This window comes from Pseudomonas sp. 8_5_2, assembly GCF_059295255.1.
In genome coordinates this window covers 5,714,770-5,736,831 of record NZ_CM181238.1, presented here as the reverse complement: position 1 = coordinate 5,736,831, position 22,062 = coordinate 5,714,770, and the positions used below count along the sequence as shown (strand labels likewise).

Annotated in this window: 22 protein-coding genes and 1 other RNA gene; 14 read left to right on the top strand and 9 right to left on the bottom strand. The window is 64.4% G+C overall.

The genetic code is table 11. The features are described 5' to 3' along the window. The first annotated feature begins 33 nt into the window (after nt 1–33). From ubiD to AC5O5R_RS26195, 3 genes are all read left to right on the top strand, one after another. Nucleotides 34–1,500 carry a 4-hydroxy-3-polyprenylbenzoate decarboxylase gene (gene ubiD, locus AC5O5R_RS26205; RefSeq protein ID WP_172219266.1) on the top strand — a complete coding sequence of 489 codons (1,467 nt, stop codon included), beginning with the start codon at nt 34–36 and terminating at the stop codon, nt 1,498–1,500. Continuing rightward, nucleotides 1,500–2,468 carry a CDP-6-deoxy-delta-3,4-glucoseen reductase gene (locus AC5O5R_RS26200; RefSeq protein ID WP_172287057.1) on the top strand — a complete coding sequence of 323 codons (969 nt, stop codon included), beginning with the start codon at nt 1,500–1,502 and terminating at the stop codon, nt 2,466–2,468. The genes ubiD and AC5O5R_RS26200 overlap by 1 nt, the downstream gene beginning before the upstream one ends. Before the next feature lie 246 nt (nt 2,469–2,714). Beyond that, nucleotides 2,715–3,365: a gamma-glutamylcyclotransferase gene (locus tag AC5O5R_RS26195; RefSeq protein WP_172287058.1), complete on the top strand. Its 651-nt coding sequence runs from the start codon at nt 2,715–2,717 to the stop codon at nt 3,363–3,365. A 131-nt stretch (nt 3,366–3,496) separates the two neighbouring features. Here the strand turns inward: AC5O5R_RS26195 and AC5O5R_RS26190 are convergent, their stop codons facing one another. Then, entirely contained in the window at nt 3,497–4,474 is a 978-nt protein-coding gene (locus AC5O5R_RS26190) for an NADPH:quinone oxidoreductase family protein (RefSeq protein WP_494514850.1), read from the bottom strand. A 157-nt stretch (nt 4,475–4,631) separates the two neighbouring features. Here AC5O5R_RS26190 and AC5O5R_RS26185 point away from each other — a divergent pair, with 157 nt between their 5' ends. Further along, nucleotides 4,632–5,036 carry a flagellar basal body-associated protein FliL gene (locus tag AC5O5R_RS26185; protein WP_172232280.1) on the top strand — a complete coding sequence of 135 codons (405 nt, stop codon included), beginning with the start codon at nt 4,632–4,634 and terminating at the stop codon, nt 5,034–5,036. 239 nt (nt 5,037–5,275) lie between these two features. Here the strand turns inward: AC5O5R_RS26185 and AC5O5R_RS26180 are convergent, their stop codons facing one another. The 4 genes from AC5O5R_RS26180 to AC5O5R_RS26165 all read right to left on the bottom strand — a co-directional run bounded on the left by AC5O5R_RS26180 (nt 5,276) and on the right by AC5O5R_RS26165 (nt 10,663). Then, the gene (locus AC5O5R_RS26180; RefSeq protein ID WP_172287059.1) at nt 5,276–6,388 is read right to left on the bottom strand and encodes an ABC transporter permease; all 1,113 of its coding nucleotides are present in this window, start codon (nt 6,386–6,388) and stop codon (nt 5,276–5,278) included. 1 nt (nt 6,389) lies between these two features. Beyond that, nucleotides 6,390–9,110, bottom strand: coding sequence for a ribosome-associated ATPase/putative transporter RbbA (gene rbbA, locus AC5O5R_RS26175; RefSeq protein ID WP_494514849.1), 2,721 nt, complete (start codon nt 9,108–9,110; stop codon nt 6,390–6,392). Continuing rightward, on the bottom strand, nt 9,107–10,066 hold the full coding sequence (locus AC5O5R_RS26170) for an HlyD family secretion protein (RefSeq protein WP_172219513.1): 960 nt from the start codon (nt 10,064–10,066) through the stop codon (nt 9,107–9,109). Before AC5O5R_RS26170 ends, rbbA begins: the two co-directional genes overlap by 4 nt. Nucleotides 10,067–10,213: 147 nt before the next feature. Continuing rightward, entirely contained in the window at nt 10,214–10,663 is a 450-nt protein-coding gene (locus AC5O5R_RS26165; RefSeq protein WP_172219511.1) for an EVE domain-containing protein, read from the bottom strand. 179 nt (nt 10,664–10,842) lie between these two features. Here AC5O5R_RS26165 and AC5O5R_RS26160 point away from each other — a divergent pair, with 179 nt between their 5' ends. Further along, complete coding sequence (locus tag AC5O5R_RS26160; protein ID WP_172219499.1) at nt 10,843–10,995, top strand: hypothetical protein; 153 nt, start codon at nt 10,843–10,845, stop codon at nt 10,993–10,995. Nucleotides 10,996–11,013: 18 nt separating this feature from the next. Here AC5O5R_RS26160 and AC5O5R_RS26155 read toward each other — a convergent pair whose 3' ends face one another. The 4 genes from AC5O5R_RS26155 to AC5O5R_RS26140 form a co-directional block, all read right to left on the bottom strand. After that, nucleotides 11,014–11,622: a 5-formyltetrahydrofolate cyclo-ligase gene (locus AC5O5R_RS26155; protein ID WP_494514848.1), complete on the bottom strand. Its 609-nt coding sequence runs from the start codon at nt 11,620–11,622 to the stop codon at nt 11,014–11,016. A 79-nt stretch (nt 11,623–11,701) separates the two neighbouring features. Next, a non-coding RNA gene (gene ssrS, locus AC5O5R_RS26150) (6S RNA) lies at nt 11,702–11,881 on the bottom strand. Nucleotides 11,882–11,898: 17 nt separating this feature from the next. Next, nucleotides 11,899–12,219 carry a cell division protein ZapA gene (locus AC5O5R_RS26145; protein ID WP_172219495.1) on the bottom strand — a complete coding sequence of 107 codons (321 nt, stop codon included), beginning with the start codon at nt 12,217–12,219 and terminating at the stop codon, nt 11,899–11,901. Further along, the gene (locus tag AC5O5R_RS26140; RefSeq protein ID WP_029886233.1) at nt 12,216–12,398 is read right to left on the bottom strand and encodes a TIGR02449 family protein; all 183 of its coding nucleotides are present in this window, start codon (nt 12,396–12,398) and stop codon (nt 12,216–12,218) included. Before AC5O5R_RS26140 ends, AC5O5R_RS26145 begins: the two co-directional genes overlap by 4 nt. Before the next feature lie 181 nt (nt 12,399–12,579). Here AC5O5R_RS26140 and AC5O5R_RS26135 point away from each other — a divergent pair, with 181 nt between their 5' ends. The 9 genes from AC5O5R_RS26135 (at nt 12,580) to gcvH (ending at nt 21,993) form a co-directional block, all read left to right on the top strand. Next, nucleotides 12,580–13,134, top strand: a complete 555-nt coding sequence (locus AC5O5R_RS26135) for a YecA/YgfB family protein (protein ID WP_172287062.1) — start codon at nt 12,580–12,582, stop codon at nt 13,132–13,134. A gap of 21 nt (nt 13,135–13,155) precedes the next feature. After that, nucleotides 13,156–14,490, top strand: coding sequence for a Xaa-Pro aminopeptidase (gene pepP, locus AC5O5R_RS26130; RefSeq protein ID WP_172219489.1), 1,335 nt, complete (start codon nt 13,156–13,158; stop codon nt 14,488–14,490). Further along, nucleotides 14,487–15,686, top strand: a complete 1,200-nt coding sequence (gene ubiH / locus AC5O5R_RS26125; protein ID WP_494514847.1) for a 2-octaprenyl-6-methoxyphenyl hydroxylase — start codon at nt 14,487–14,489, stop codon at nt 15,684–15,686. The genes pepP and ubiH overlap by 4 nt, the downstream gene beginning before the upstream one ends. Continuing rightward, nucleotides 15,683–16,165 (top strand): DUF4442 domain-containing protein, encoded by a 483-nt coding sequence (locus AC5O5R_RS26120; protein WP_494511827.1) that lies wholly within the window; start codon nt 15,683–15,685, stop codon nt 16,163–16,165. Before ubiH ends, AC5O5R_RS26120 begins: the two co-directional genes overlap by 4 nt. Nucleotides 16,166–16,174: 9 nt before the next feature. Continuing rightward, the gene (locus AC5O5R_RS26115; protein WP_172285298.1) at nt 16,175–17,392 is read left to right on the top strand and encodes a 2-octaprenyl-3-methyl-6-methoxy-1,4-benzoquinol hydroxylase; all 1,218 of its coding nucleotides are present in this window, start codon (nt 16,175–16,177) and stop codon (nt 17,390–17,392) included. A gap of 221 nt (nt 17,393–17,613) precedes the next feature. Further along, the gene (locus tag AC5O5R_RS26110) at nt 17,614–18,615 is read left to right on the top strand and encodes an extracellular solute-binding protein (RefSeq protein ID WP_172219481.1); all 1,002 of its coding nucleotides are present in this window, start codon (nt 17,614–17,616) and stop codon (nt 18,613–18,615) included. Nucleotides 18,616–18,730: 115 nt separating this feature from the next. Next, nucleotides 18,731–20,353 carry an ABC transporter permease gene (locus AC5O5R_RS26105; protein ID WP_172285299.1) on the top strand — a complete coding sequence of 541 codons (1,623 nt, stop codon included), beginning with the start codon at nt 18,731–18,733 and terminating at the stop codon, nt 20,351–20,353. Between the two features lie 123 nt (nt 20,354–20,476). Further along, nucleotides 20,477–21,559, top strand: coding sequence for a glycine cleavage system aminomethyltransferase GcvT (gcvT, locus tag AC5O5R_RS26100; protein ID WP_494511826.1), 1,083 nt, complete (start codon nt 20,477–20,479; stop codon nt 21,557–21,559). A 50-nt stretch (nt 21,560–21,609) separates the two neighbouring features. Continuing rightward, nucleotides 21,610–21,993, top strand: coding sequence for a glycine cleavage system protein GcvH (gcvH, locus tag AC5O5R_RS26095; protein WP_494511825.1), 384 nt, complete (start codon nt 21,610–21,612; stop codon nt 21,991–21,993). Nucleotides 21,994–22,062: the final 69 nt, after the last annotated feature.

The window sequence follows — 22,062 nt, the reverse complement described above, 5'->3', positions numbered from 1 at the left end:
CCCCGACCGATACGGCCAACACGAGGCTCCTGCATGCAGTATCGCGACTTGCGCGACTTCATCCGTGGCCTGGAACAGCGCGGCGAGCTCAAGCGCATCCAGGTTCCGATTTCCCCCGTCCTGGAAATGACCGAGGTCTGCGACCGCACCCTGCGTGCCAAGGGCCCGGCATTATTGTTCGAAAAGCCCACCGGCTTTGACATCCCGGTGCTTGGCAACCTGTTCGGCACCCCGGAGCGCGTGGCCATGGGCATGGGCGCGGAGTCGGTCGAAGAGCTGCGCGAAATCGGCAAGCTGCTGGCATTCCTCAAGGAGCCCGAGCCGCCGAAGGGCCTGAAGGATGCCTGGTCGAAGCTGCCGATCTTCAAGAAGGTCGTGTCGATGGCGCCGAAAGTGGTCAAGGACGCGGTGTGCCAGGAGGTAGTGGTCGAGGGTGATGACGTCGACCTCGGCGCATTGCCGATCCAGCACTGCTGGCCGGGCGACGTAGCTCCGCTGATCACCTGGGGCCTTACCGTTACCCGCGGGCCGAACAAGGACCGGCAGAACCTGGGCATCTACCGCCAGCAGGTCATCGGCCGCAACAAGGTCATCATGCGCTGGCTCAGCCACCGTGGCGGCGCTCTGGATTACCGCGAGTGGTGCGAGAAGAACCCCGGCCAGCCGTTCCCGGTCGCCGTGGCCCTGGGCGCTGACCCGGCGACCATTCTCGGTGCCGTGACGCCAGTACCGGACACCCTCTCCGAATATGCCTTTGCCGGCCTGCTGCGCGGCAACCGTACCGAGCTGGTCAAGTGCCGTGGCAGCAACCTGCAGGTACCGGCCACCGCGGAAATCATCCTGGAAGGCGTGATCCACCCGGGTGAAATGGCCCCGGAGGGCCCGTACGGCGACCATACCGGCTACTACAACGAAGTGGACAGCTTCCCGGTGTTCACCGTGGAGCGCATCACCCATCGGCACAAGCCGATCTACCACAGCACCTACACCGGCCGGCCGCCGGATGAGCCGGCCATTCTCGGCGTGGCGCTGAACGAAGTGTTCGTGCCGATCCTGCAGAAGCAGTTTCCGGAAATCACCGACTTCTACCTGCCGCCGGAAGGCTGCTCGTACCGCATGGCGGTGGTGACCATGAAGAAGCAGTACCCAGGGCACGCCAAGCGCGTGATGCTGGGTGTGTGGTCGTTCCTGCGACAGTTCATGTACACCAAGTTCGTTATTGTCACCGATGACGATATCAACGCCCGCGACTGGAACGATGTGATCTGGGCCATTACCACGCGCATGGACCCCAAGCGTGATACGGTAATGATCGACAACACTCCGATCGACTACCTGGACTTCGCGTCGCCGGTATCGGGGCTGGGGTCGAAGATGGGCCTGGACGCCACGCACAAGTGGCCGGGCGAGACTACACGCGAATGGGGGCGGGTCATCGTCAAGGACGAAGCCGTTACCCGCCGTATCGATGACTTGTGGGATCAGTTGGGAATAGATTGATGCAGGTAACGTTGCAGCCGTCCGGGGCGGTGCTGGCGCTCGAACCCGGGGAACGGATCCTGGATGGAGCGCGGCGGCTGGGCTATGACTGCCCGAACAGCTGCCGCAATGGCAATTGCCATGTCTGCGCCGCATTGTTGGTCGAAGGCCGGGTACGCCAGGACGGCGTAGTTCGTGACCATGGCGAGTTGTTTACCTGCATTGCCGAACCGCTGGAGGACTGCGTGTTGCTCTGGGATGGTGTGCTCGCCCTGGGCGAGCTGCCAGTGCGCAAGCTGGCGTGCAGCGTCAGTGAGTGCGTCGACGTCGGCGGCGACGTCTGGCGTGTGCGCCTGCGCGCACCTGCCGGCAAGCCGCTGCGCTACCACGCCGGGCAGTACCTGATGATCGAGCGCGAGGGTGGCAAGCCCGCGGCTTTCTCGCTGGCTTCCGCGCCCCACGCCGGGCGCGAGCTGGAGCTGCACGTGCTGGCGCGTGAAGCGAGTGCGCTGCAACTGATCGACCAGCTCAGGCGCGATGGCCTGGCGCGTATCGAAATGCCGTTTGGCGACACCCACCTGGCCGAGTTGCCGGATGGGCCGCTGGTGCTGATCGCTGCAGGCACCGGGATGGGGCAGATGCACAGCCTGCTGGAGCATTGCCGCTCGCAGGGTTTCAAGCACCCGGTACACCTGTACTGGGGCGTGCGCCGGCCTGAGGATTTCTACCAGATCGAGCATTGGGATGAGTGGCAGCGCCTGCCCAACCTGTTCCTGCACCAGGTGGTCAGCGACCTGTGCGGCTGGGAAGGCCGGTGCGGCATGCTGCACGAGGCGGTCTGCGAGGATATTGCCGACCTCAACACCGTGCATGTGTACGCCAGCGGCTCGCCCAACATGATCTACGCCACCCTCGACGCCCTGGTCGAAGCCGGCATGGATGCGCACCGCATGCGTGCGGATGTGTTTGCCTACGCACCGCGCGGTTAATAACCGAAGTTTGAACAAGTGGGTATAAGGCGGTAATTGTTACCGCCTTGGCCAATAAGTTTCGCAGTCCCCGAAACAATATTTCCCAGTCGTCGGAACCGCCAATGAAACACTGGCGCCAGGTCTTGAGTATTTCGCCATTTCTGGCCTATGGTTACAGCAAGCGCCCTTGGCGCAGCGGCCCAGAGCCGCAACGCAAGCGCATTTCGCTACATCTGTAGTTCACAGGGATAATGGCGGCAGCTTATGTCGGCACTTGAAAACATGTCTTGGGAAGTTTCATATCCTCCGACACTCGACTTCGGTCAGCAACATACTCACGAACAGTTGTTCAATTCCATGAAGACGACCATGTCGCACCATCAAGGCGGGCCGGTGTGGCTGTTCGCTTATGGTTCCTTGATCTGGCGCCCGGAGTGCAATTCGGTCGAGCGTCAACGCGCGCGGGTGCATGGTTATCACCGTGGCTTGTACCTGTGGTCACATGAACATCGCGGCACCCCGGAAATCCCCGGCCTGGTGTTCGGCCTGGATCGAGGGGGCTCCTGCAGTGGCTTCGCCTACCGGCTGGACGAAAGCAATCTCGACGACTCGCTGATGGCACTGTGGCTGCGCGAGATGCCGTACCCGGCGTACCGGCCGCACTGGCTCAGCTGCCGGTTGGGCGATGGCAGCAAGGTGCAGGCGCTCGGCTTTGTGCTGGAGCGGCACTTGCCGTGTTATGCCGGCGACCTGCCCGATACCTTGCTCAGCCAGATCCTGGCCAGCGCCAAAGGGCGCTACGGCAGCACGCGCGACTATGTAGAGCAGACCTTGAATGCCCTGCGCAGCCACCAGATGCCCGATCGCAACCTGGAGGCACGCTTCAGGCGCTGCCATAACCTGCGAGAAGTCTGATCAACCTGTAAGGGCCCTATCGCCGGCAAGCCAGCTCCCACAGGTATTACACCGGCCTTGAGGGCTGTGGAGTACCTGTGGGAGCTGGCTTGCCGGCGATAGGGCCCTTACAGGAAAAAGCGTATCAAGCGTTACCTGGCCAGTACTACCAACTTGCCCACAGCCCGCCGCTGCCCCAGCTGTTCGATTGCAGCCCCGGCCTCGGCCAGCGGATAAGTCTGCGAAACCAGCGGCTTCAGCTTGCCCTCGGCATGCCAGGCAAACAGTTGCCGGAAGTTGGCCGCGTTATCCTCCGGCTGGCGCTGGGCAAACGCCCCCCAGAACACCCCCACCACCGCCGCGCCCTTGAGCAGCACCAGGTTGGCCGCCAGTTGGGGAATGCTGCCGCTGGCAAAGCCCACCACCAGTAGCCGGCCATTCCAGGCCAGCCCGCGCACTGCCTGCTCGAACAGCTCGCCACCGACCGGGTCGTAGATCACATCGACGCCCTGGCCTCCAGTCAGGCGCTTGAGCTCTTCGCGCAGGCTGGCCTGGCTGTAGTCGATCAGCTCATCCGCCCCGGCTGCCTCGGCCACAGCCAGCTTCTCGGCACTGCTGGCCGCTGCGATCACCCGCGCGCCCATGGCCTTGCCGATTTCCACCGCCGCCAAACCGACGCCACCGGATGCGCCCATTACCAGCAGGGTTTCGCCAGCCTGCAACCGAGCGCGCTGGCGCAAGGCATGCATCGAGGTGCCATAGGTCATGCCGAACGCCGCAGCGGTGGTGAAATCCATGCTCTCCGGGATCGGCAGCACATTGTAGAACGGTACCGCCACCTGCTCGGCGAACGCGCCCCACCCGGTAAGCGCCATCACCCGGTCACCTACCTTGAACGCGCCCGCTTTTTCCCCGACCGCAGCCACCACGCCTGCCGCTTCGCCGCCGGGGGAGAATGGCAACTGGGGTTGGAACTGATACTTCCCTTCGATGATCAGGGTGTCCGGGAAGTTGACCCCGGCCGCCTGCACGTCCAGCAGGATCTCGTTTTTCTTCGGCACCGGGCTGGCCACCTCCTCCAGCGTCAGGTCGCGCGCCGGGCCCAGGGTTTTGCACAACACAGCTTTCATCGGGGCTATTCCTTTGCGGGTAATGGCCGATAAGTGTAGGAGGGCCACCTGCCGGGTCAACGAGCATGCCCCGCCCTGATGGGCCGGCATAAGCCCGGGCTTGGGTTTGAGCGAAGTGCTGGGTAAGCTGGCGCCAATTGTATTGAGGAGCGAATTCGTGAAAGCGTGGATCTTGATGGTGCTGGCGCTGTTGCTGCCGGCTGCGGCCATGGCCGAGGAAGCCAAGGAAGGGGCGCCCAAGGTCGCCTACATCACCCTGAGCCCGCCCTTTGTCGGCAACTATGCCCTCGACGGCGGCCCACGGCTGCGCGTGTACAAGGCCGACGTCGCCTTGCGCGTGACCGGTGACGAAGCGGCCAAGGCGGTGAAATTTCACGAACCCCTGATCCGCAACCAGTTGGTAGCCTTGTTCACCCAGCAGACCGTGGACAGCATGAGCAACGTCGAGGCCAAGGAGCACCTGCGCCAGGAGGCCCTGAAGCAGGTGCAGCAGGTGCTGGAAGCAGAAGAGGGCAAGCCGATCGTTGAAGACCTGTTGTTCAACAACCTGATTGTGCAGTGAACCGTGAATATCCAGCAACAGTGCCGTCTGTTGTCAGTGATACGCATGGTGGTCGATAATCAGCGCGTTCCCGAAAGGGGCTTGCAAGACTCTGCGGATCCTGGTCCAACCAGCAATCACAGAGCCGGGCAGGTGTATGGCGGTGACAAGCCCACCTGTCTGTGAGTAGGGCGCCGAAAGGCGCCCTTTGTCTTTGTGCCACCAGATATGCCCGTTTCAACGTAGCCGACGTCGAGTCTTCAGGAAGCCAAGCTACGCCGAAACCGGGCCAGCGCCACGCTGAAGAACACCAGGCCGATCAAGGCCAGTGCCAGAATATCCGGCCACACCACCGCCCAGCCGGCGTCGCGGAACAGGATCGCGGCGCCCAGGCTCACGAAGTGCGTCGACGGCGACCCCTGCATCACCCACTGTAGCCACTGCGGCATGCTGTCCAGCGGCGTGCTGCCGCCGGACAGCAACAGCATCGGGATGATCACCGGGATCGCCAGCAGGCCGAACTGTGGCGTTGAACGCGCCAGGGTGGCGAGGAAGATACCCAGCGCGGTACCGGCGAACAGGTACAGCGCAGTCACGGCCAGGAACAGCCCCATCGAGCCGGACAGCGGTACGCCCAGCGCCCCCTTCACCACCACCACCAGCGAAATCCAGGTGCAGATCACCACCACCAGTGCGTTGCTGCCGATCTTCGCCAGCATGATCTCCAGCGCGGTCAGCGGCAGCACCAGCAGGTGATCGAGGGTGCCGTGCTCACGCTCACGCAGCAGCGCGGTGCCGGTGAGGATGATCGCCAGGATGGTGATGTTGTTGACGATCTGGATCACTGCCAGGAACCAGCCGCCCTCCAGGTTGGGGTTGAACAGGGCCTTGGCGTTGATCAGCACCGGGCTCTGGGTGTTGGTCCGTTGGCTGTAGTCGAGCAGTTCGCGTTCGAAGATCCGGCCGATATAGCCCGCGCCCATGAATGCCTGGCTCATGGCGGTGGCATCGACGTTGATCTGCAGCTCTGGCGAGTGCCCCGCCAGCAGGTCGCTCTGGAAGTTGACCGGTATGTTGATGACGAAGGTGTACTGGCCGCTGTCCATGGCCTGGTCCAGGTGCCCGGCAGGCAGTGGCACGGCGGTCTGGAACTCCGGCGGCTGCAGGGCTTCGGCGAGCTTGCGCGAAAGCTGGCTGTGGTCTTCGTCCACCACGGCGACGCTGGCGTTGTGCACGCCGATCACCGAGCCGGCTGCGGGCATGTAGATGGCCACGCTGAAGGCGTACAGCAGAAACAGCAGCAGTACGCTGTCATGGCGCAGGCTGGTCAGTTCTTTCAGGCCCAGGCGCAGGGTGTGGTTCAGGCGCGACATGTCAGGCCTCCTGCTTCTTCAGCATGGCCAGGCTCAGGCCGATAAACACGGCAAAGAAGCTGAGCAGGATCAGGCACTGCGGCCACAGCTCGCGCAGGCCCAGCGCCTTGGTGAAGGTGCCGACCGCGATGTCGAGGAAATACCCCGCCGGGAACAACTGGCCCATTACTGCCGCCGCGCCGTCCAGCGACGAGCGCGGCACGATCAGGCCGGAAAACTGGATGGTCGGCAGGCTGGTGATGATCATGGTGCCCAGAATGGCCGCGATCTGCGTGCGGGTGAAGGCCGAGATCAGCAGGCCCAGGCTGGTGGTTGCCAGCAGGTAGGCCACGCCGCCACAGGCCAGGGCCAGCATGCTGCCCTTGAGCGGTACGGCGAACAGCCATCGGTTCATTGTAACCAGCAGGGCCAGGTTGACCAGGCTTACGGCCAGGTAGGGCAATTGCTTGCCCAGCAGGAATTCCAGGCGGGTGAGGGGTGTGGCGTAGAAATTGGTGATGGAGCCGAGTTCTTTCTCGCGGACGATGCCGAGCGCCGTGAGCATGGCGGGTATGAAGGCCAGGATCAGCGCCATCACACCGGGGCCGATGGCGTTCACGATGACCACGTCCTGGTTGTAGCGCAAGCGTGTTTCCAGGCGCACCGGGGCCTGGCGTGGCTGAGGCTGTGGGCTGGCGTTGGCCAATTGCTCAAGGTTGGCCTGGTGCACGGCTTCGACGTAGTTGCGGCTGGTTTCGGCGCGGAACGGCATGCCGCCATCGAGCCAGGCTGCCACCACCGGTTGGCGCCCGGCGTACAGGTCGCGGCCAAAGCCGGGCGGGATCTCCAGGGCCAGCTTGATTTCCGAACGCTGCAGCCTCTGGTGCATGTCGCGGCTGTCGCGGATAGCCGGCTGCTCTGCAAAATAGCGCGAGCCGCGGAAGGCTTCGAGGTAGGCCCGGCTTTGCGGGCTCTGGTCCTGATCATGTACGGCGAACGCGAGGTTTTCCACATCCAGTGAAATGCCGTAGCCGAAAATCACCATCATGAACAGTGCACCCAGCAGGGCAAAGGCCAGCCGCACCTTGTCGCGCAGCAACTCCTTGCCCTCGCGGCTGGCCACCGCCAGCAGCCGGCGCAAGCTGAAGCCCCGGCGCAGGGGGGGCGCGGCCGTGGCAGCCTGCTCCAGCACGGTATTGCCGGTGGCTTGTGGCGCGAGGTCCTGGGCTTGTTCCAGGCAGCGCACGAACGCGTCTTCCAGGGTGCTGCCCTGGTACTGGCGTTGCAGGGCGTCAGGCGTGTCGCAGGCCAGTACCCGGCCGGCGTGCATCAGCGAAATGCGGTCACAGCGCTGGGCCTCGTTCATGAAGTGTGTGGAGAGGAAGATGGTCACGCCCTGTTCGCGCGACAGCTCGACCAGCAGGCGCCAGAAGTCATCTCGGGCAGCCGGGTCGACGCCGGAGGTTGGCTCATCGAGGATCAGCACTTCAGGCCGGTGCAGCACCGCGACCGCCAGTGAAAGACGCTGGCGCAGGCCAAGGGGCAGGGCAGCGGACGGTTGCTCGGCGATGCCGGCGAGGTCGAAGCGTTCGATCAGCTCATCGATGCGCTGGGCGCTCTCGGCCTTGGGCAGGTCGAACAGGCGGGCATGCAAGGCCAGGTTCTGCCGGGTGCTGAGTTCGCCATACAGCGAGAAGCTCTGCGACATGAAACCGACCCGCTTGCGCGTGGCCAGGTCACTGGCGTCCACCGGGCGGCCCAGCAGGCTGGCGCTACCCTCGCTGGCCGGCATCAGGCCGGTGAGCACTTTCATGGTGGTGGTCTTGCCGCAGCCGTTGGACCCCAGGAAGCCGAAGATCTCCCCGCGGCCGATGGCGAAGCTGACCTTGTTCACCGCAGTGAAGTCGCCAAAGCGCAGGGTCAGGTCGTGGGCCTCGATGGCGATCGGGCCATCGGTGGCCGGGCGCGGCGGGATGACCAGCGGCGGGTGTAGCGCCTTGCCCGCGCCCTGGTAGTGGGTGAAGGCGTCGTCGAGCTTGCCGCTGGGGGTGACCGCGGCAAGTTCGTGGCTGGGGCCTGCGGCCAGCAGGCGGCCGCCATCGAGCATCAGGCAATGTTCGAACTGCTGCGCTTCTTCCATGTAGGCGGTAGCCACCAGCAAGGTCAGCTGCGGGCGCTGCGCGCGCACCTGTTCCACCAGTTCCCAGAATCGCCGCCGCGACAGCGGGTCGACGCCGGTGGTGGGCTCGTCGAGGATCAGCAGGTCCGGCTCGTGGATCAGCGCGCAGCACAGGCCCAGCTTTTGCTTCATGCCGCCCGACAGCTTGCCGGCCGGGCGCTCGGCAAAGCGCAGCAGGTCGGTGGCTTGCAGCAGGTTGGCCATGCGCTGCTCGCACTCGCTGCGGCCCAGGCCGAACAGGGTAGCGAAAAAGCGGATGTTCTCGCTGATCGACAGTTCCGGGTACAGGTTGTTGCCCAGCCCTTGCGGCATGAACGCGACTTTCGGGTACAGCGCCGCGCGGTGGCGCCGCTGGCGGATCGAGCCACCCAGCACTTGCAGTTCGCCGGCTTGCAGGCGTTTTACCCCGGCGATCAACCCCAGCAGGGTCGATTTGCCTGCCCCGTCCGGGCCGATCAGCGCGCAGCGGGTGCCTGCAGGCAGGCCGAAGCCGAGGGTATGCAGGGCGACCTGGTCGCCGTACTGGTGGCGGATGCCCTCGGCCAGCAGTGCCGGGGCGCTCATTGCAGGTTAGCCGGCCAGTCCACCTCGGCCGTGCGTACATAGCCGGCCCCCGGCATGCCCGGCTTGGCCTGCGGTACGGCACCGGGGTCGCTCAGCCGCAGCTTCACCCGAAACACCAGCTTCTGCCGCTCGTCGCGGGTTTCCACCTGCTTCGGGGTGAATTGTGCCTTGGCCGCGACAAATGCCACCTTGGCCGGCAGGGCGCGCTCTGGCAGGGCATCGAGCACAATCCGCGCCTGGTCGCCGACGGTCAGCTGGCCGCTGGTGGAGGCGGGCAGATAGAGGTTCATGTACTGGTCGCTCGGGTCGATCAGCATCAGCACACGACCCCCGGCACCGAGTACCTCGCCGGGTTCGGCCAGGCGCAGTTGAATGATGCCGTTGATTGGCGCGCGCAGGCTGCTGTCGTCGATTTCGCTGGTCAGCTGGGCGACCTGGGCTTCGGCGGCGCCGATGGCCGCCTTGATCGCGGCCAGTTGGGCGCGGGCAGCGACCACGCCAGCGTTGGCCGTATCGAAGCGCGCCTGCTGCTGGTCGAGCAGTTGCTGGCTGGCGTATTTGCGCTGGAAGATTTCGCGCACGCGCTTGAGCTCTTGGCTGGCCAGCAGCAATTCACTTTGCCGCAGTTGCACGCTGGCCTGGGCGGCGGCGTAGTTTTCCCGGGCGCGGAGCACTTCGGCTTCGGCCTGGGTGCGTTGGGCCTCCATGGTGCGGGTGTCGATACGGGCAAGTAGCTGGCCGCAGGTTACGCTATCGCCCTCATCGACCAGTACTTCGGCCAGGCGGCCGGGGATTTTACTGGCGATCTGCACCTCGGTGGCTTCGAGGCGGCCGTTGCCCATGCTCAGGCCTTCGGGCAGCTGGTCGTGGAGCGACTTCCAGTACCCCAGCCCTCCGGCTGCCACGAGCAGGGCGAGCAGCGCGGTGGCGAAGATTCGGGGGGCGTATCGGCTCATCGTTGTGCATCCTTGCGCATGTCCACAGGGGATCATGGACTGCGGGCATGGATGGCGTATTGATGTCGGTCAAGGCGGTGAGTGCGGGTGATGCTCGGCTTGTCGGCGATCAGCCCCGGCACGGCTCCAACGACCCTGGCCCCGATTTCACCGCAACGCGACGACCACCGCCCACTGTTCGGCCGTTACCGGCATCACCGACAGCCGGCTGCCCTTTTGCACCAGCGGCAATTCCGCCAGGCCAGCCTGCTGTTTCAGCCAGCCCAGCTCCAGCACCCGCGGGAACGTTTGCACATGGGCCACATCCACCGCGCTCCACGGGTTCTTGTCGGGGGTGGCCTTGGCATCGTGATAGTGGCTCTGCGGGTCCAGGGCTGTCGGGTCCGGGTAAGCAGCGCGAGTGATTCTGGCAATACCGGCGATCCCGGGCTGTGGGCAACTGGAGTGATAGAAGAAAAACTCGTCACCAACGCTCATCGCCCGCAGAAAATTGCGTGCCTGGTAGTTGCGCACGCCGTCCCAGCGCGTTTCACCCAGCCGGCCAAGGGCTTCGATAGAGAGCTCGTCGGGCTCGGATTTCATTAGCCAGTAGGCCATGGATGCTGCTCCTGAAAAGGTTTGAAATAACCTGTTGCACGAAACCGACAGCCGGTTGGCGTCAAGGTTTGCGTGTGGGCGCAGGTTGTCGGAAAATGCGCCCCGTTTAAAGCGCGATGCGCCGGCGGTACCCAGAATATCGCCGAGTACAGAACAGTTTGCCTGGGGGGCAATCTTCAATGAATCAACGTAAAAAGCCGGATCTGCTGTGGATCCTGGTGTTCATCTTCGGCCTGGGTGTGGTCACTACCGGTTATGCGCAAGGGTTCTGGGAGCGCAAGCTGGACGACGCCTATCAGATGCCGGTCGACGCCAGCCAGCCACACCGTTGATACCCCCGCTGGCGCCGCTCAACGCGGTGCCAGGTACCAGTCACGGTCCGACACCGTGCCCCGCAGCGGTACGTCCCAGCTGGCCTGCGCCAGCCGTTCGACCTTCTGGCATTCATGCGCCAGCCCCAGCAGCAAAGGTTTCTTCCAGGTCTGGCGACGTGCCTGGTAGGCCAGGCTGCGATCGTAGAAACCACCGCCCATACCCAAGCGACCACCCACTTCGTCGAAGCCGACCAGCGGTAGCAGGATCAGGTCCAGCGCCCAGATCGGGCGCTGGCGCTTGCGGTCGGTAACCGGCTCGGGGATACGAAAGCGGTTGGGCTTCAGCTTCTCGCCATGCTCGAAGCGCTGGAACACCATGCGCGTCCGCGGCCAGGCATGCAGCACCGGCAGGTAGGTGCGCTTGCCGCGGCGCTGGGCTTCGCGCATCAGCAGGCAGGGGTCGATTTCGCCGTCGTTGGGCAGGTACAGGGCAATGTGCCGGGCGCGGCGGAACAGCGGGTGCTGCGCCAGTTGGCGGTACAGACCAAGGGTGGCCTGGCGTTGCTGGGCAGGGCTGAGGGCGCGGCGGGCATTGCGGAGCAGGCGACGGAGCTGGGGACGTGTGAGCGGCGCGGTGTCGGTCATGGCACGATCAATCCCGGATGTGCTGGCCGACAGTGTCGGCCAAAACGAATTGCCCGCCGAGGGGGCGGGCAAGGAATTCAGGCTCCCCGATAAGACCGCTATCGGTGTAGCCCTTGAACCCGAAAGTTCAAGGTGGAGATTGCAGGGGGCGTTAAGGCTTTCCGTCGGGCGGACATGCACACCGGCCCCAGCGTGCAACCCCCGTGGTTGTGCGTATCGGCTCAGGGACATAACCGACTGGCGCATCCACCAGGGAGTGGCGCCAGTATACCAATCTCAGCCGATTTTGGTATCCGTGTCGTCGGACAAAGCCTTGTCGACCCGATCCAGCAGGTCGCGCACCTGTTCACGGTTGGTGTTGCTGACCGGCGCATCGGCCCGGTCTTCCTGGCGGTGGAGCATTTCGTGGGTGATGTTCAAGGCGGCCATCACCGCAATGCGGTCAGCGCCAATCACCTTGCCGCTGCTGCGGATTTCGCGCATCTTGCCGTCCAGGTAGCGCGCGGCGCTGACCAGGTTGTTGCGCTCTTCCGGCGGGCAGATGATCGAGTATTCCTTGTCGAGGATCTGCACGGTGACGCTATTGCTTGAACTCATGAGTCTTGCTCCAGAGCCTTGAGGCGTAAAATCATCGACTCGACTTTGCGCTTGGCGATCTCGTTCTTTTCGATGAGGTGGGCGCGCTCTTCGCGCCAGGATTTTTCCTGAGCTACTAGGAGTGCATTTTGCCGTTTTAGTTGCTCGACGCGCTCGATCAGCAACTCGAATCGGCTCATCAGTGCCTGCAGGTCGTTCTCTTGCGTAGGTTGCACTCGATTCGCTCCGTCGTTCAGTCACCTGGCGATGATGCCTCTCCCTGGGCGGCGACGGCCAGTGCCGATGGTCTTGGCGCGCCTGCCGGTGCTAGGATACAAGGTCTCCATTCTAGTCATTGCGCCGTCTGGCGCCTAGCAGACCATGCCCAATACCCAATCGCCCTACATCGCCTTCGCCATGCTGCTTTCCAGCAATGGCCACCCTGTCACCCCTGCCGAACTGCACGGCCTGCTGATCGGCCGCAGCTGCGCCGGTGCCGGCTTCGATGCCGATGCCTGGCTGGCCGATGCTGCCCAGCTGCTGGAAAACGAACCCGGTGACGCCGTGCGCAACGCCCTCATCGGCCTGCAGGAAATGGTCAAGGGCGAGCTGACCAGCGACGACATGGCGATCGTCCTGCTGCTGCCTACCGATGACGCCGCACTGACCGACCGCGCCACCGCGCTGGGCCAGTGGTGCCAGGGCTTCATTACCGGTTTCGGCCTGAACGCCGGCGGCAAGGACTTGTCCGACGAGGCCAAGGACGTGCTGCAGGACCTGGTGGCCATTTCCCAGGTGCAGGAAGCCCTCGAAGAATCCGAAGACGGCGAGAGCGACTACATGGAGGTCATGGAATACCTGCGCGTGGCGCCCCTGCTGCTGTTCTCCGAGCTGGCCAAGCCGGCCGCACCCGCGCCCAAGCCATCGCTGCACTGATCAACCGGGGGTAGTCTGCCCATGAGCCACATTCCCAAGGCCGAGTATGCCCGTCGGCGCAAGGCGCTGATGGCGCAGATGGTCCCCAACAGTATTGCCATCCTGCCCGCCGCCGCCGTTGCCATCCGCAACCGCGACGTCGAGCATGTGTACCGCCAGGACAGCGATTTCCAGTACCTCAGCGGCTTCCCGGAGCCGGAGGCGGTGATTGCGCTGATCCCCGGGCGCGAACACGGCGAATACGTGCTGTTCTGCCGTGAACGCAACCCTGAGCGCGAGCTGTGGGACGGCCTGCGGGCCGGCCAGGAAGGCGCGGTGCGCGATTTTGGCGCCGACGATGCCTTCCCCATCACCGATATCGACGAAATCCTGCCGGGCCTGATCGAAGGCCGCGAGCGGGTCTACAGCGCGATGGGCAGCAACCCCGAGTTCGACCGTCGGCTGATGGACTGGATCAATGTGATCCGCTCCAAAGCGCGTCTGGGCGCGCAGCCGCCGAACGAATTCGTTGCGCTGAATCACCTGCTGCACGACATGCGCCTGTATAAATCGGCGGCGGAAGTGAAGGTGATGCGCGCAGCTGCAGATATTTCTGCGCGTGCCCATGTGCGGGCCATGCAGGCCTGCCGTGCCGGGCTGCACGAGTACAGCCTCGAAGCCGAGCTGGACTACGAGTTCCGCAAGGGCGGGGCGAAGATGCCGGCCTACGGCTCGATCGTCGCGGCCGGGCGCAATGGCTGCATCCTGCATTACCAGCAGAACGACGCCCTGCTCAAGGACGGTGACCTGGTGCTGATCGACGCTGGCTGCGAAATCGATTGTTATGCCAGTGACATCACCCGCACCTTCCCGGTCAGCGGGCGGTTTTCGCCGGAGCAGAAGGCCATCTACGAGCTGGTACTCAAGGCGCAGGCGGCGGCGTTTGCCGAGATTGCCCCTGGCAAGCACTGGAACCACGCCCACGAGGCGACCGTGCAGGTCATCACCGAGGGCCTGGTTGAACTGGGCCTGCTTGAAGGCGAGGTGCAGGCGCTGATCGACAGCGAGGCCTATCGCGCCTTCTACATGCACCGCGCCGGGCACTGGCTGGGCATGGATGTGCATGACGTTGGCGAGTACAAGGTGGGCGGCGAGTGGCGGGTGCTGGAACCCGGCATGGCGCTGACCGTCGAACCGGGCATTTACATAGGTGCCGATAATCAGGCCGTGGCCAAAAAGTGGCGTGGCATTGGTGTAAGGATCGAGGACGACGTGGTAGTCACCAGGCAAGGTTGTGAAATCCTCACCTCGGGTGTGCCGCGCACGGTCGCGGAGATCGAGGCGCTGATGCTGGCTGCCCGCAAGGACGCCGCATGAATCGAGTGAACCTGGCGATCATCGGCGGTGGCCTGGTGGGCGCAAGCCTGGCCTTGGCCCTGCAGGCCGGGGCCAAGGCACGTGGCTGGAAAATCATGCTGATCGAGCCGTTTGCTCCCGGCGACAGCTTCCAGCCCAGCTACGATGCGCGCTCTTCGGCGCTGTCGTTCGGTACCCAGCAGATCTATCAGCAACTGGGCCTGTGGCAGGCCATCGGCCGCCGCGCCGAGCCGATCCGGCAGATTCATGTTTCCGACCGTGGACGCTTTGGCGCCACCCGCCTGGATGCACTGGAAGAAGGCGTGCCGGCGTTGGGCTACGTGGTGGAAAACGCCTGGCTCGGCCAGTGCCTGTGGCAAGGGTTGGACAGCGACGTGGTGAGCTGGCGCTGCCCGGCGGAAGTGACGTCGATGCAGGCCATCGAAGGCGGCTACCGCCTTGTGCTCAACGATGAAACCCAGCTGGAGTGCGACCTGGCGGTACTGGCCGACGGTGGCCGCTCTGGCCTGCGCGAGCAACTGGGGATTCACGTGCGCCATACGCCTTACCAGCAAAGTGCGTTGATCGCCAACATCACCCCGGGCGAGGCCCATGGCGGCCAGGCCTTTGAACGGTTTACCGAAGAAGGCCCGATGGCCTTGCTGCCGCTGCCGGACAACCGCTGTGCACTGGTCTGGACCCGGCAGGGCATGGACGCGCGGCGTCTGGCCGACATCGACGAACGCAGCTTCCTGCGCGAGCTGCAGGGTGTGTTCGGCTACCGCCTGGGTGCCTTGCGCCAGGTAGGCGCGCGGCACCTTTATCCACTGTCATTGATCGAGGCCCAAGAGCAGGTGCGCCCGCACCTGGTGGTGCTGGGCAACGCCGCGCACAGCCTGCACCCCATCGCCGGCCAGGGTTTCAACCTGTCGCTGCGTGACGTGCAGTCGCTGGCCGACGCGCTGCTGGCTGGCCCGCAGCAACCCGGCGACCTGGCCACGCTGCAGGCCTATCGCCAACGCCAGCGTACGGACCAGGCCTTGACCATCGGTTTTTCCGACCAGGTCACCCGGCTGTTCGGCAGCAACCAGCCACTGCTGGCCGCCGGGCGCAACCTCGGCCTGCTTGGCCTGGATCTGCTGCCGCCGGCCAAAAGCTGGTTTGCCCGCCAGGCCATGGGCCTGGGCACCCGCCCCAATCCGCGGGGCCAGGCATGAGCAACCCCCGCAGGCTGGCGCGCCGGGCGCGCATGTTGCGCTGGCTGTTGAACCTTTACCCGCCGTACCTCGGTGCCGGCATCCGTATCCAGCACATCAGCCCGGACCTGCGCAGCGTAAAGGTGTGCATGAAGCTGACCCGCTGGAACCGCAACTACGTCGGTACCCAGTTTGGTGGCAGCCTGTATTCGATGGTCGACCCGTTCTACATGCTGCTGCTGATCGAGCAACTGGGGCGCGACTACATTGTCTGGGACAAAGCCGCCAGCATCGACTTCATTTCGCCGGGCAAAGGCCCGGTATATGCCGAATTCCACGTCGATGACGCGCTGCTGGACGACATTCGCCAGCAGGCCGCCACCGGCAAGAAGTGCCTGCCGCGTTTGCAGGTTGATATCCGCGATGGCGCCGGTGAGCTGGTGGCGCGGGTCGATAAAACCCTATACGTGCGGCTGAAGCCGCAAGCGAGGCTGGCGTAAGGCATGGAAATGCGCGCAGATCTGTTGATTGTCGGTGCCGGTATGGTCGGCAGCGCTCTGGCCCTGGCATTGCGCCACAGTGGCCTGCAAATCCTGTTGCTCGACGGTGGCCCGCTGACGGTCAAGCCGTTCGATGCCCAGGCCGCGTTCGAGCCACGCGTCAGTGCGTTGTCGGCCGCCAGCCAGCGCATCCTCGAGCGCCTTGGCGCCTGGGAGGGCATTGCCCGGCGGCGTGCCACGCCTTACTCGGACATGCACGTGTGGGATGGCAGTGGCACCGGGCAGATTCACTTTTCGGCCGCCAGCGTGCATGCCCAGGTGCTCGGCCATATCGTCGAGAACCGGGTGGTGCAGGATGGCCTGCTGGAACGCCTGCATGACAGCGACATCGGCTTGCTGGCCAATGCGCGGCTGGAGCAACTGCGCCGCTCCGGTGACGAGTGGCTGCTGACTCTGGCCGATGGCAGGCAACTGCGCGCGCCGTTGGTGATCGCGGCCGACGGCGCCAACTCGGCGGTACGGCGCCTGGCCGGTTGCGAAACCCGCGAGTGGGATTACCTGCACCATGCCATCGTCACCAGTGTGCGTTGCAGCGCCGGGCACCAGGCTACCGCCTGGCAGCGCTTCACCGATGAAGGGCCCCTGGCCTTCCTGCCATTGACCCGCGATGGCCAGCAGGACTGGTGCTCGATTGTCTGGTCGACCACCCCGGAGCACGCCGAGCGACTGATGGCGCTGGATGAAACGGCGTTCCTGCAGGCGCTGGAGCGGGCCTTCGAGGGCCGACTGGGCGATGTACTGCAGGCCGACCCACGGGTGTGCGTGCCGCTGCGACAGCGTCACGCCAAGCGCTATGTGCAAGAAGGTCTGGCCTTGATCGGTGATGCTGCGCACACCATTCACCCGCTGGCGGGGCAGGGCGTGAACCTGGGCTTTCTGGATGCGGCGGTGCTGGCCGAGGTACTGGTCAATGCCTGCGAGCGTGGCGAGCGGTTGGCGGATGTGAAGGTGCTGAGCCGCTACGAGCGCCGGCGCATGCCGCACAACCTGGCGTTGATGGCGGCGATGGAGGGCTTCGAGCGGTTGTTCCAGGCCAATCCGTTGCCGCTGCGCTGGTTGCGTAACAGCGGGTTGAAACTGGTAGAGCAGATGCCGGAGGCCAAGGCACTGTTTGTGCGTCAGGCGTTGGGGCTCAGTGGTGACCTGCCAGATCTGGCAAAGGCCTGAAGGCCGCCGACAATGCCTTGTTGGAGCAGCCTTGTGCTGCCAAGAGGCTCGGTAGCCTAGCCGAACATCTGGATCAGGCTGCTGGCCCTTTCGCAGCACAAGGCGGCTCCTACAAAGGCAATGTGCGGCTTCTGCAACATCCGGTAACTGCGCGGAGGGTGAGCTGGAAAATGGGATTCACTACCATTTGCGCCTCTCATACGATCCGAGGAGTGCTTTCCATGTTGCCACGCAAGCCCCTACTGGCCGCCCTGGCCCTGACCCTGTTCGGCGGCACTGCCCAGGCAGCAGACGAAGTGGTGGTGTACTCCTCGCGCATCGACGAGCTGATCAAGCCGGTCTTCGATGCCTATACCGCCAAGACCGGGGTGAAGATCAAGTTCATCACCGACAAGGAAGCACCGTTGATGCAGCGCATCAAGGCCGAGGGCGATAACGGCGTGGCCGACCTGCTGCTGACCGTGGATGCCGGCAACCTCTGGCAAGCCGAGCAGATGGGCATCCTGCAGCCGATCAAGTCCGACATCATCGACCAGAACATCCCGCCCCAGTACCGCGCCTCGTCCCATGAATGGACCGGCCTTAGCCTGCGGGCGCGCACCATCATCTACGCCACCGAGCGGGTCAAGCCGCAGGAGCTGAGCACTTACGAGGCCCTGGCCGACAAGCAATGGGAAGGCCGCCTGTGCCTGCGTACAGCGAAGAAGGTGTACAACCAGTCGCTGACCGGCACCCTGATCGAAACCCATGGCGAGGCCAAGACCGAGCAGATCGTCAAAGGCTGGGTCAACAACCTGTCCACCGATGTGTTCTCCGACGACAACGCCGTGATCCAGGCGGTCGCGGCTGGCCAATGCGACGTGGGCGTGGTCAACACCTATTACTACGGCCGCCTGCACAAGCAGAACCCGCAGCTGCCGGTGAAGATCTTCTGGCCCAACCAGGGTGACCGTGGCGTGCACGTGAACCTGTCGGGCATCGGCCTGACCAAGCACGCACCACACCCGGAAGCGGCGAAAAAACTGGTGGAATGGATGACTGGCGAGGAGGCGCAGAAGCTGTTTGCCGACATCAACCAGGAGTTCCCGGCCAACCCTAAGGTCAAGCCTTCGGAGGAAGTCGCGGCGTGGGGCAGCTTCAAGGCTGACAGCATTCCTGTGGAAATTGCCGGCAAGCGCCAGGCTGAGGCCATCCGCCTGATGGATCGGGCTGGCTACAACTAAGCGCCAAGGCTTATCCTTCCGGGGCCTGCAAGGGCCCTTTCGCGGCGGTTCATCGGAACGCCGAACCGCCGCGAACGACCGCGCAGCGGTCGCCATCGCAATCGAGAACCAAGCCTTGCCTCACACCCCCCAACGCCGCTGGTACCTCCCGGTCTCACTGATCGCGGCCCTGGTACTCCTGCCCCTCAGCGTCCTGCTGCTGTCCTGGCAATCGATCGACCTGCAGATCTGGTCGCACCTGCTCGACACCCAGATGAGCCGCCTGCTCGGCAATACCCTGACCCTGGTGGTGGGGGTCGGCATCGGCGTCACCGTGCTGGGCGTGAGCCTGGCATGGCTCACCAGCCTCTGCGAGTTCCCCGGCAGGCGCTGGCTGGACTGGGCACTGATGCTGCCATTCGCCATCCCGGCCTACGTGCTGGCATTCGTCTTCGTCGGCCTGCTGGACTTCGCCGGCCCGGTGCAAACCGCCCTGCGCGAGGTATTCGGGCCGATGCGCCTGCCACGCGTGCGCTCCACCGGCGGGGTGATCATCGTGCTGGTGCTGGTGTTCTACCCCTATGTCTACCTGCTGGCACGCACGGCGTTCCTGGCCCAGGGCAAGGGCCTGATGGAAGCGGCCCGCGTACTCGGCTTGTCCCCCCTGCAGGCGTTCTGGCGCGTGGCCCTGCCCATGGCGCGGCCGGCAATCGGTGCCGGTATTGCCTTGGCCCTGATGGAAACCCTGGCTGACTTCGGTGCGGTGGCGGTGTTCAACTTCGACACTTTCACCACCGCCATCTACAAGACCTGGTACGGCTTCTTCAGCCTTTCCAGCGCGGCGCAGCTGGCCAGCCTGCTGTTGCTGGCGGTGATGCTGGTGCTGTACGGCGAGCGCCGGGCACGGGGCGCCAGCCGCAGCGGCAACGAACGCCCGCGGGCGCAGGCGCTGTATCACCTGCGTGGGGTCAAGGCGTTGCTGGCCAGCGGCTGGTGCCTGCTGGTGTTTGCCTGCGCCTTCGTCATCCCGCTGCTGCAGCTGCTGGCGTGGTTCTGGCAGCGCGGCAGGCATGACCTGGACGAGCGCTATGTCGGCCTGGTACTGCACACCCTGTACCTGGGCGGCATGGCGGCGCTGGTGACGGTGTGCGTGGCATTGCTGCTGGCGTTTGCCCGGCGCCAGGCGCCGACAGGCGGTATCCGCGCCGGGGTCGGGCTGGCCAACCTGGGCTATGCCTTGCCAGGTTCGGTGCTGGCGGTGGCGATCATGCTGGCCTTCAGTTACCTCGACAACCACCTGGTCATCCCGCTGTCGACCTGGCTGGGCGGGGCGGGCAAGCCGCTGCTGCTCGGCAGCCTGTCGGCGTTGCTGCTGGCTTATCTGGTGCGCTTCATCGCGGTGGCCTACGGGCCGCTGGAAAGCAGTCTGGAGCGCATTCGCCCGTCATTGCCCGAGGCCTCGCGCAGCCTGGGCGTAGGTGGCGCAAGATTGTTTTTCAAGGTGTATCTGCCGTTGCTGGTACCGGGTGCGCTGAGCGCGGCCCTGCTGGTGTTCGTCGATGTGCTCAAGGAAATGCCGGCCACCTTGCTGATGCGTCCGTTCGGCTGGGATACCCTCGCGGTGCGCGTGTTCGAGATGACCAGCGAAGGCGAGTGGGCGCGGGCCTCGTTGCCGGCGCTGACCCTGATAGTTGTGGGCTTGCTGCCGGTTATCGGCCTGATCCGCCGTTCGGCACGACGACCCGGTCACAGTCAGTGAGGATGCCAGTTCGCGACCTTGCGGCTACAATGCGCGGCATTCGCGCGGCGGGTCCTACAAGAAGAGCTGACGACCAAACGTCATCGACCGCCGCCGCTTCGCCACGCCCGGAAGGAGAAACCCATGGGACAGCGCACGCTTTTGTATGACCTGCACCTGGCGCTAGGTGCCAAGACGGTCGATTTCGGTGGCTGGGACATGCCCCTGCACTATGGCTCGCAGGTGGAAGAGCACCATCAGGTGCGTAGCGACTGTGGGGTTTTCGATGTTTCCCACATGACGGTGATCGATGTCGATGGCGCTGACGCCACTGTCTGGCTGCAGCATCTGCTGGCCAACGATGTCGCCCGGCTCGAAGGGGTTGGCAAGGCGATGTACAGCCCGCTGCTTAACGAGCAGGGCTGCGTCATCGATGATCTGATCGTCTACCGCACGGCAAACGGCTATCGCCTGGTTACCAACGCCGCCACCCGGGCCAAGGTGCTCGATTGGCTTGAGCTTCAGCAGGCCGACCATTCCGTGAGCTTCAAGGCACGCCCCGACCTGGCCATTCTCGCCATCCAGGGGCCGCACGCCCGCGAAAAAGTCGCAGCTTTGCTCAGTGCCTCGCGCGCCGCTCTGGTGCGTGAGCTGCGCCCGTTCGAAGGCGTAGCGGAAGGTGACTGGTTCATTGCCCGCACCGGGTACACCGGTGAAGACGGCCTTGAGATCATCTTCCCGGGTGATCAGGCCGTGGCTTTCTTCAACGATCTGGTCGGTGCCGGCATTGCTCCAAGCGGGCTAGGCGCCCGCGATACCCTGCGCCTGGAAGCCGGCATGAACCTGTACGGCCAGGATATCGACGAAGCCCACACCCCGCTCACCTCCAACCTGGGCTGGTCGATCGCCTGGGAGCCAGCCGACCGCGACTTCATCGGCCGCACCGGCCTGTTGGCGGAAATCGAGCACGGCGTGCAGGAAAAACTGGTTGGCCTAGTGCTTGAAGAGCGTGGTGTATTACGTGCCCACCAGGTGGTACGAGTAGCCGGCATTGGCGAAGGGGAGATCACCAGTGGTAGTTTCTCACCTACGCTGAGCAAGTCCATTGCCCTTGCGCGCGTACCCATGGCTACCGGTGACCGGGCCGAGGTGGAAATCCGCGGCAAGTGGTACCCGGTGCGGGTGGTGAAACCAACCTTCGTGCGCCACGGCAAGATCCTGATCTGAACAATTTTTAACGGCGGGCCTACCGCTGAGCCAATCGAGGAATTCAAGACATGAGCAATATCCCCGCCGACCTGCGTTTTGCCGAAAGCCATGAATGGGCCCGCCTGGAAGCCGACGGCACGGTGACCGTGGGCATCAGCGACCACGCCCAGCAAGCCCTGGGTGATGTGGTGTTTGTCGAACTGGCCGAAGTCGGCAAGGTGTTTGACGCTGGCGACGCTGCCGGTGTGGTCGAGTCGGTGAAGGCCGCTTCGGATATCTACGCGCCGATCGGTGGCGAAGTGATTGCGGTGAACGAAGAGCTGGCCGATAGCCCGGAGCAGCTGAACGAAGAACCTTACGGCGCGTGGATCTTCAAGCTGAAGCCTACTGACAAGGCCGAGCTGGACAAACTGCTGGATGCTGCGGGCTACAAGGCGGCCATCGGCGAGTAAGACCGCGTCGCCTGCTTCGCGGCTAAAGCCGCTCCTACACAGATACAGCGCTGCACCCGAAACCGGTGC

Bases quoted from the DNA above. Each gene is read 5' to 3' on its own strand.
- AC5O5R_RS26140 (WP_029886233.1), bottom strand. From the start codon at position 12,398: ATGAGCCGATTCGAGTTGCTGATCGAGCGCGTCGAGCAACTAAAACGG.
- ubiH (WP_494514847.1), top strand. From the start codon at position 14,487: ATGAATCGAGTGAACCTGGCGATCATCGGCGGTGGCCTGGTGGGCGCA.
- ubiD (WP_172219266.1), top strand. From the start codon at position 34: ATGCAGTATCGCGACTTGCGCGACTTCATCCGTGGCCTGGAACAGCGC.
- AC5O5R_RS26195 (WP_172287058.1), top strand. From the start codon at position 2,715: ATGTCGGCACTTGAAAACATGTCTTGGGAAGTTTCATATCCTCCGACA.
- AC5O5R_RS26170 (WP_172219513.1), bottom strand. From the start codon at position 10,066: ATGAGCCGATACGCCCCCCGAATCTTCGCCACCGCGCTGCTCGCCCTG.
- AC5O5R_RS26190 (WP_494514850.1), bottom strand. From the start codon at position 4,474: ATGAAAGCTGTGTTGTGCAAAACCCTGGGCCCGGCGCGCGACCTGACG.
- AC5O5R_RS26120 (WP_494511827.1), top strand. From the start codon at position 15,683: ATGAGCAACCCCCGCAGGCTGGCGCGCCGGGCGCGCATGTTGCGCTGG.
- AC5O5R_RS26200 (WP_172287057.1), top strand. From the start codon at position 1,500: ATGCAGGTAACGTTGCAGCCGTCCGGGGCGGTGCTGGCGCTCGAACCC.
- AC5O5R_RS26165 (WP_172219511.1), bottom strand. From the start codon at position 10,663: ATGGCCTACTGGCTAATGAAATCCGAGCCCGACGAGCTCTCTATCGAA.
- AC5O5R_RS26110 (WP_172219481.1), top strand. From the start codon at position 17,614: ATGTTGCCACGCAAGCCCCTACTGGCCGCCCTGGCCCTGACCCTGTTC.
- gcvT (WP_494511826.1), top strand. From the start codon at position 20,477: ATGGGACAGCGCACGCTTTTGTATGACCTGCACCTGGCGCTAGGTGCC.
- AC5O5R_RS26135 (WP_172287062.1), top strand. From the start codon at position 12,580: ATGCCCAATACCCAATCGCCCTACATCGCCTTCGCCATGCTGCTTTCC.
- gcvH (WP_494511825.1), top strand. From the start codon at position 21,610: ATGAGCAATATCCCCGCCGACCTGCGTTTTGCCGAAAGCCATGAATGG.
- rbbA (WP_494514849.1), bottom strand. From the start codon at position 9,110: ATGAGCGCCCCGGCACTGCTGGCCGAGGGCATCCGCCACCAGTACGGC.
- AC5O5R_RS26180 (WP_172287059.1), bottom strand. From the start codon at position 6,388: ATGTCGCGCCTGAACCACACCCTGCGCCTGGGCCTGAAAGAACTGACC.
- AC5O5R_RS26145 (WP_172219495.1), bottom strand. From the start codon at position 12,219: ATGAGTTCAAGCAATAGCGTCACCGTGCAGATCCTCGACAAGGAATAC.
- AC5O5R_RS26155 (WP_494514848.1), bottom strand. From the start codon at position 11,622: ATGACCGACACCGCGCCGCTCACACGTCCCCAGCTCCGTCGCCTGCTC.
- AC5O5R_RS26115 (WP_172285298.1), top strand. From the start codon at position 16,175: ATGCGCGCAGATCTGTTGATTGTCGGTGCCGGTATGGTCGGCAGCGCT.
- pepP (WP_172219489.1), top strand. From the start codon at position 13,156: ATGAGCCACATTCCCAAGGCCGAGTATGCCCGTCGGCGCAAGGCGCTG.
- AC5O5R_RS26160 (WP_172219499.1), top strand. From the start codon at position 10,843: ATGAATCAACGTAAAAAGCCGGATCTGCTGTGGATCCTGGTGTTCATC.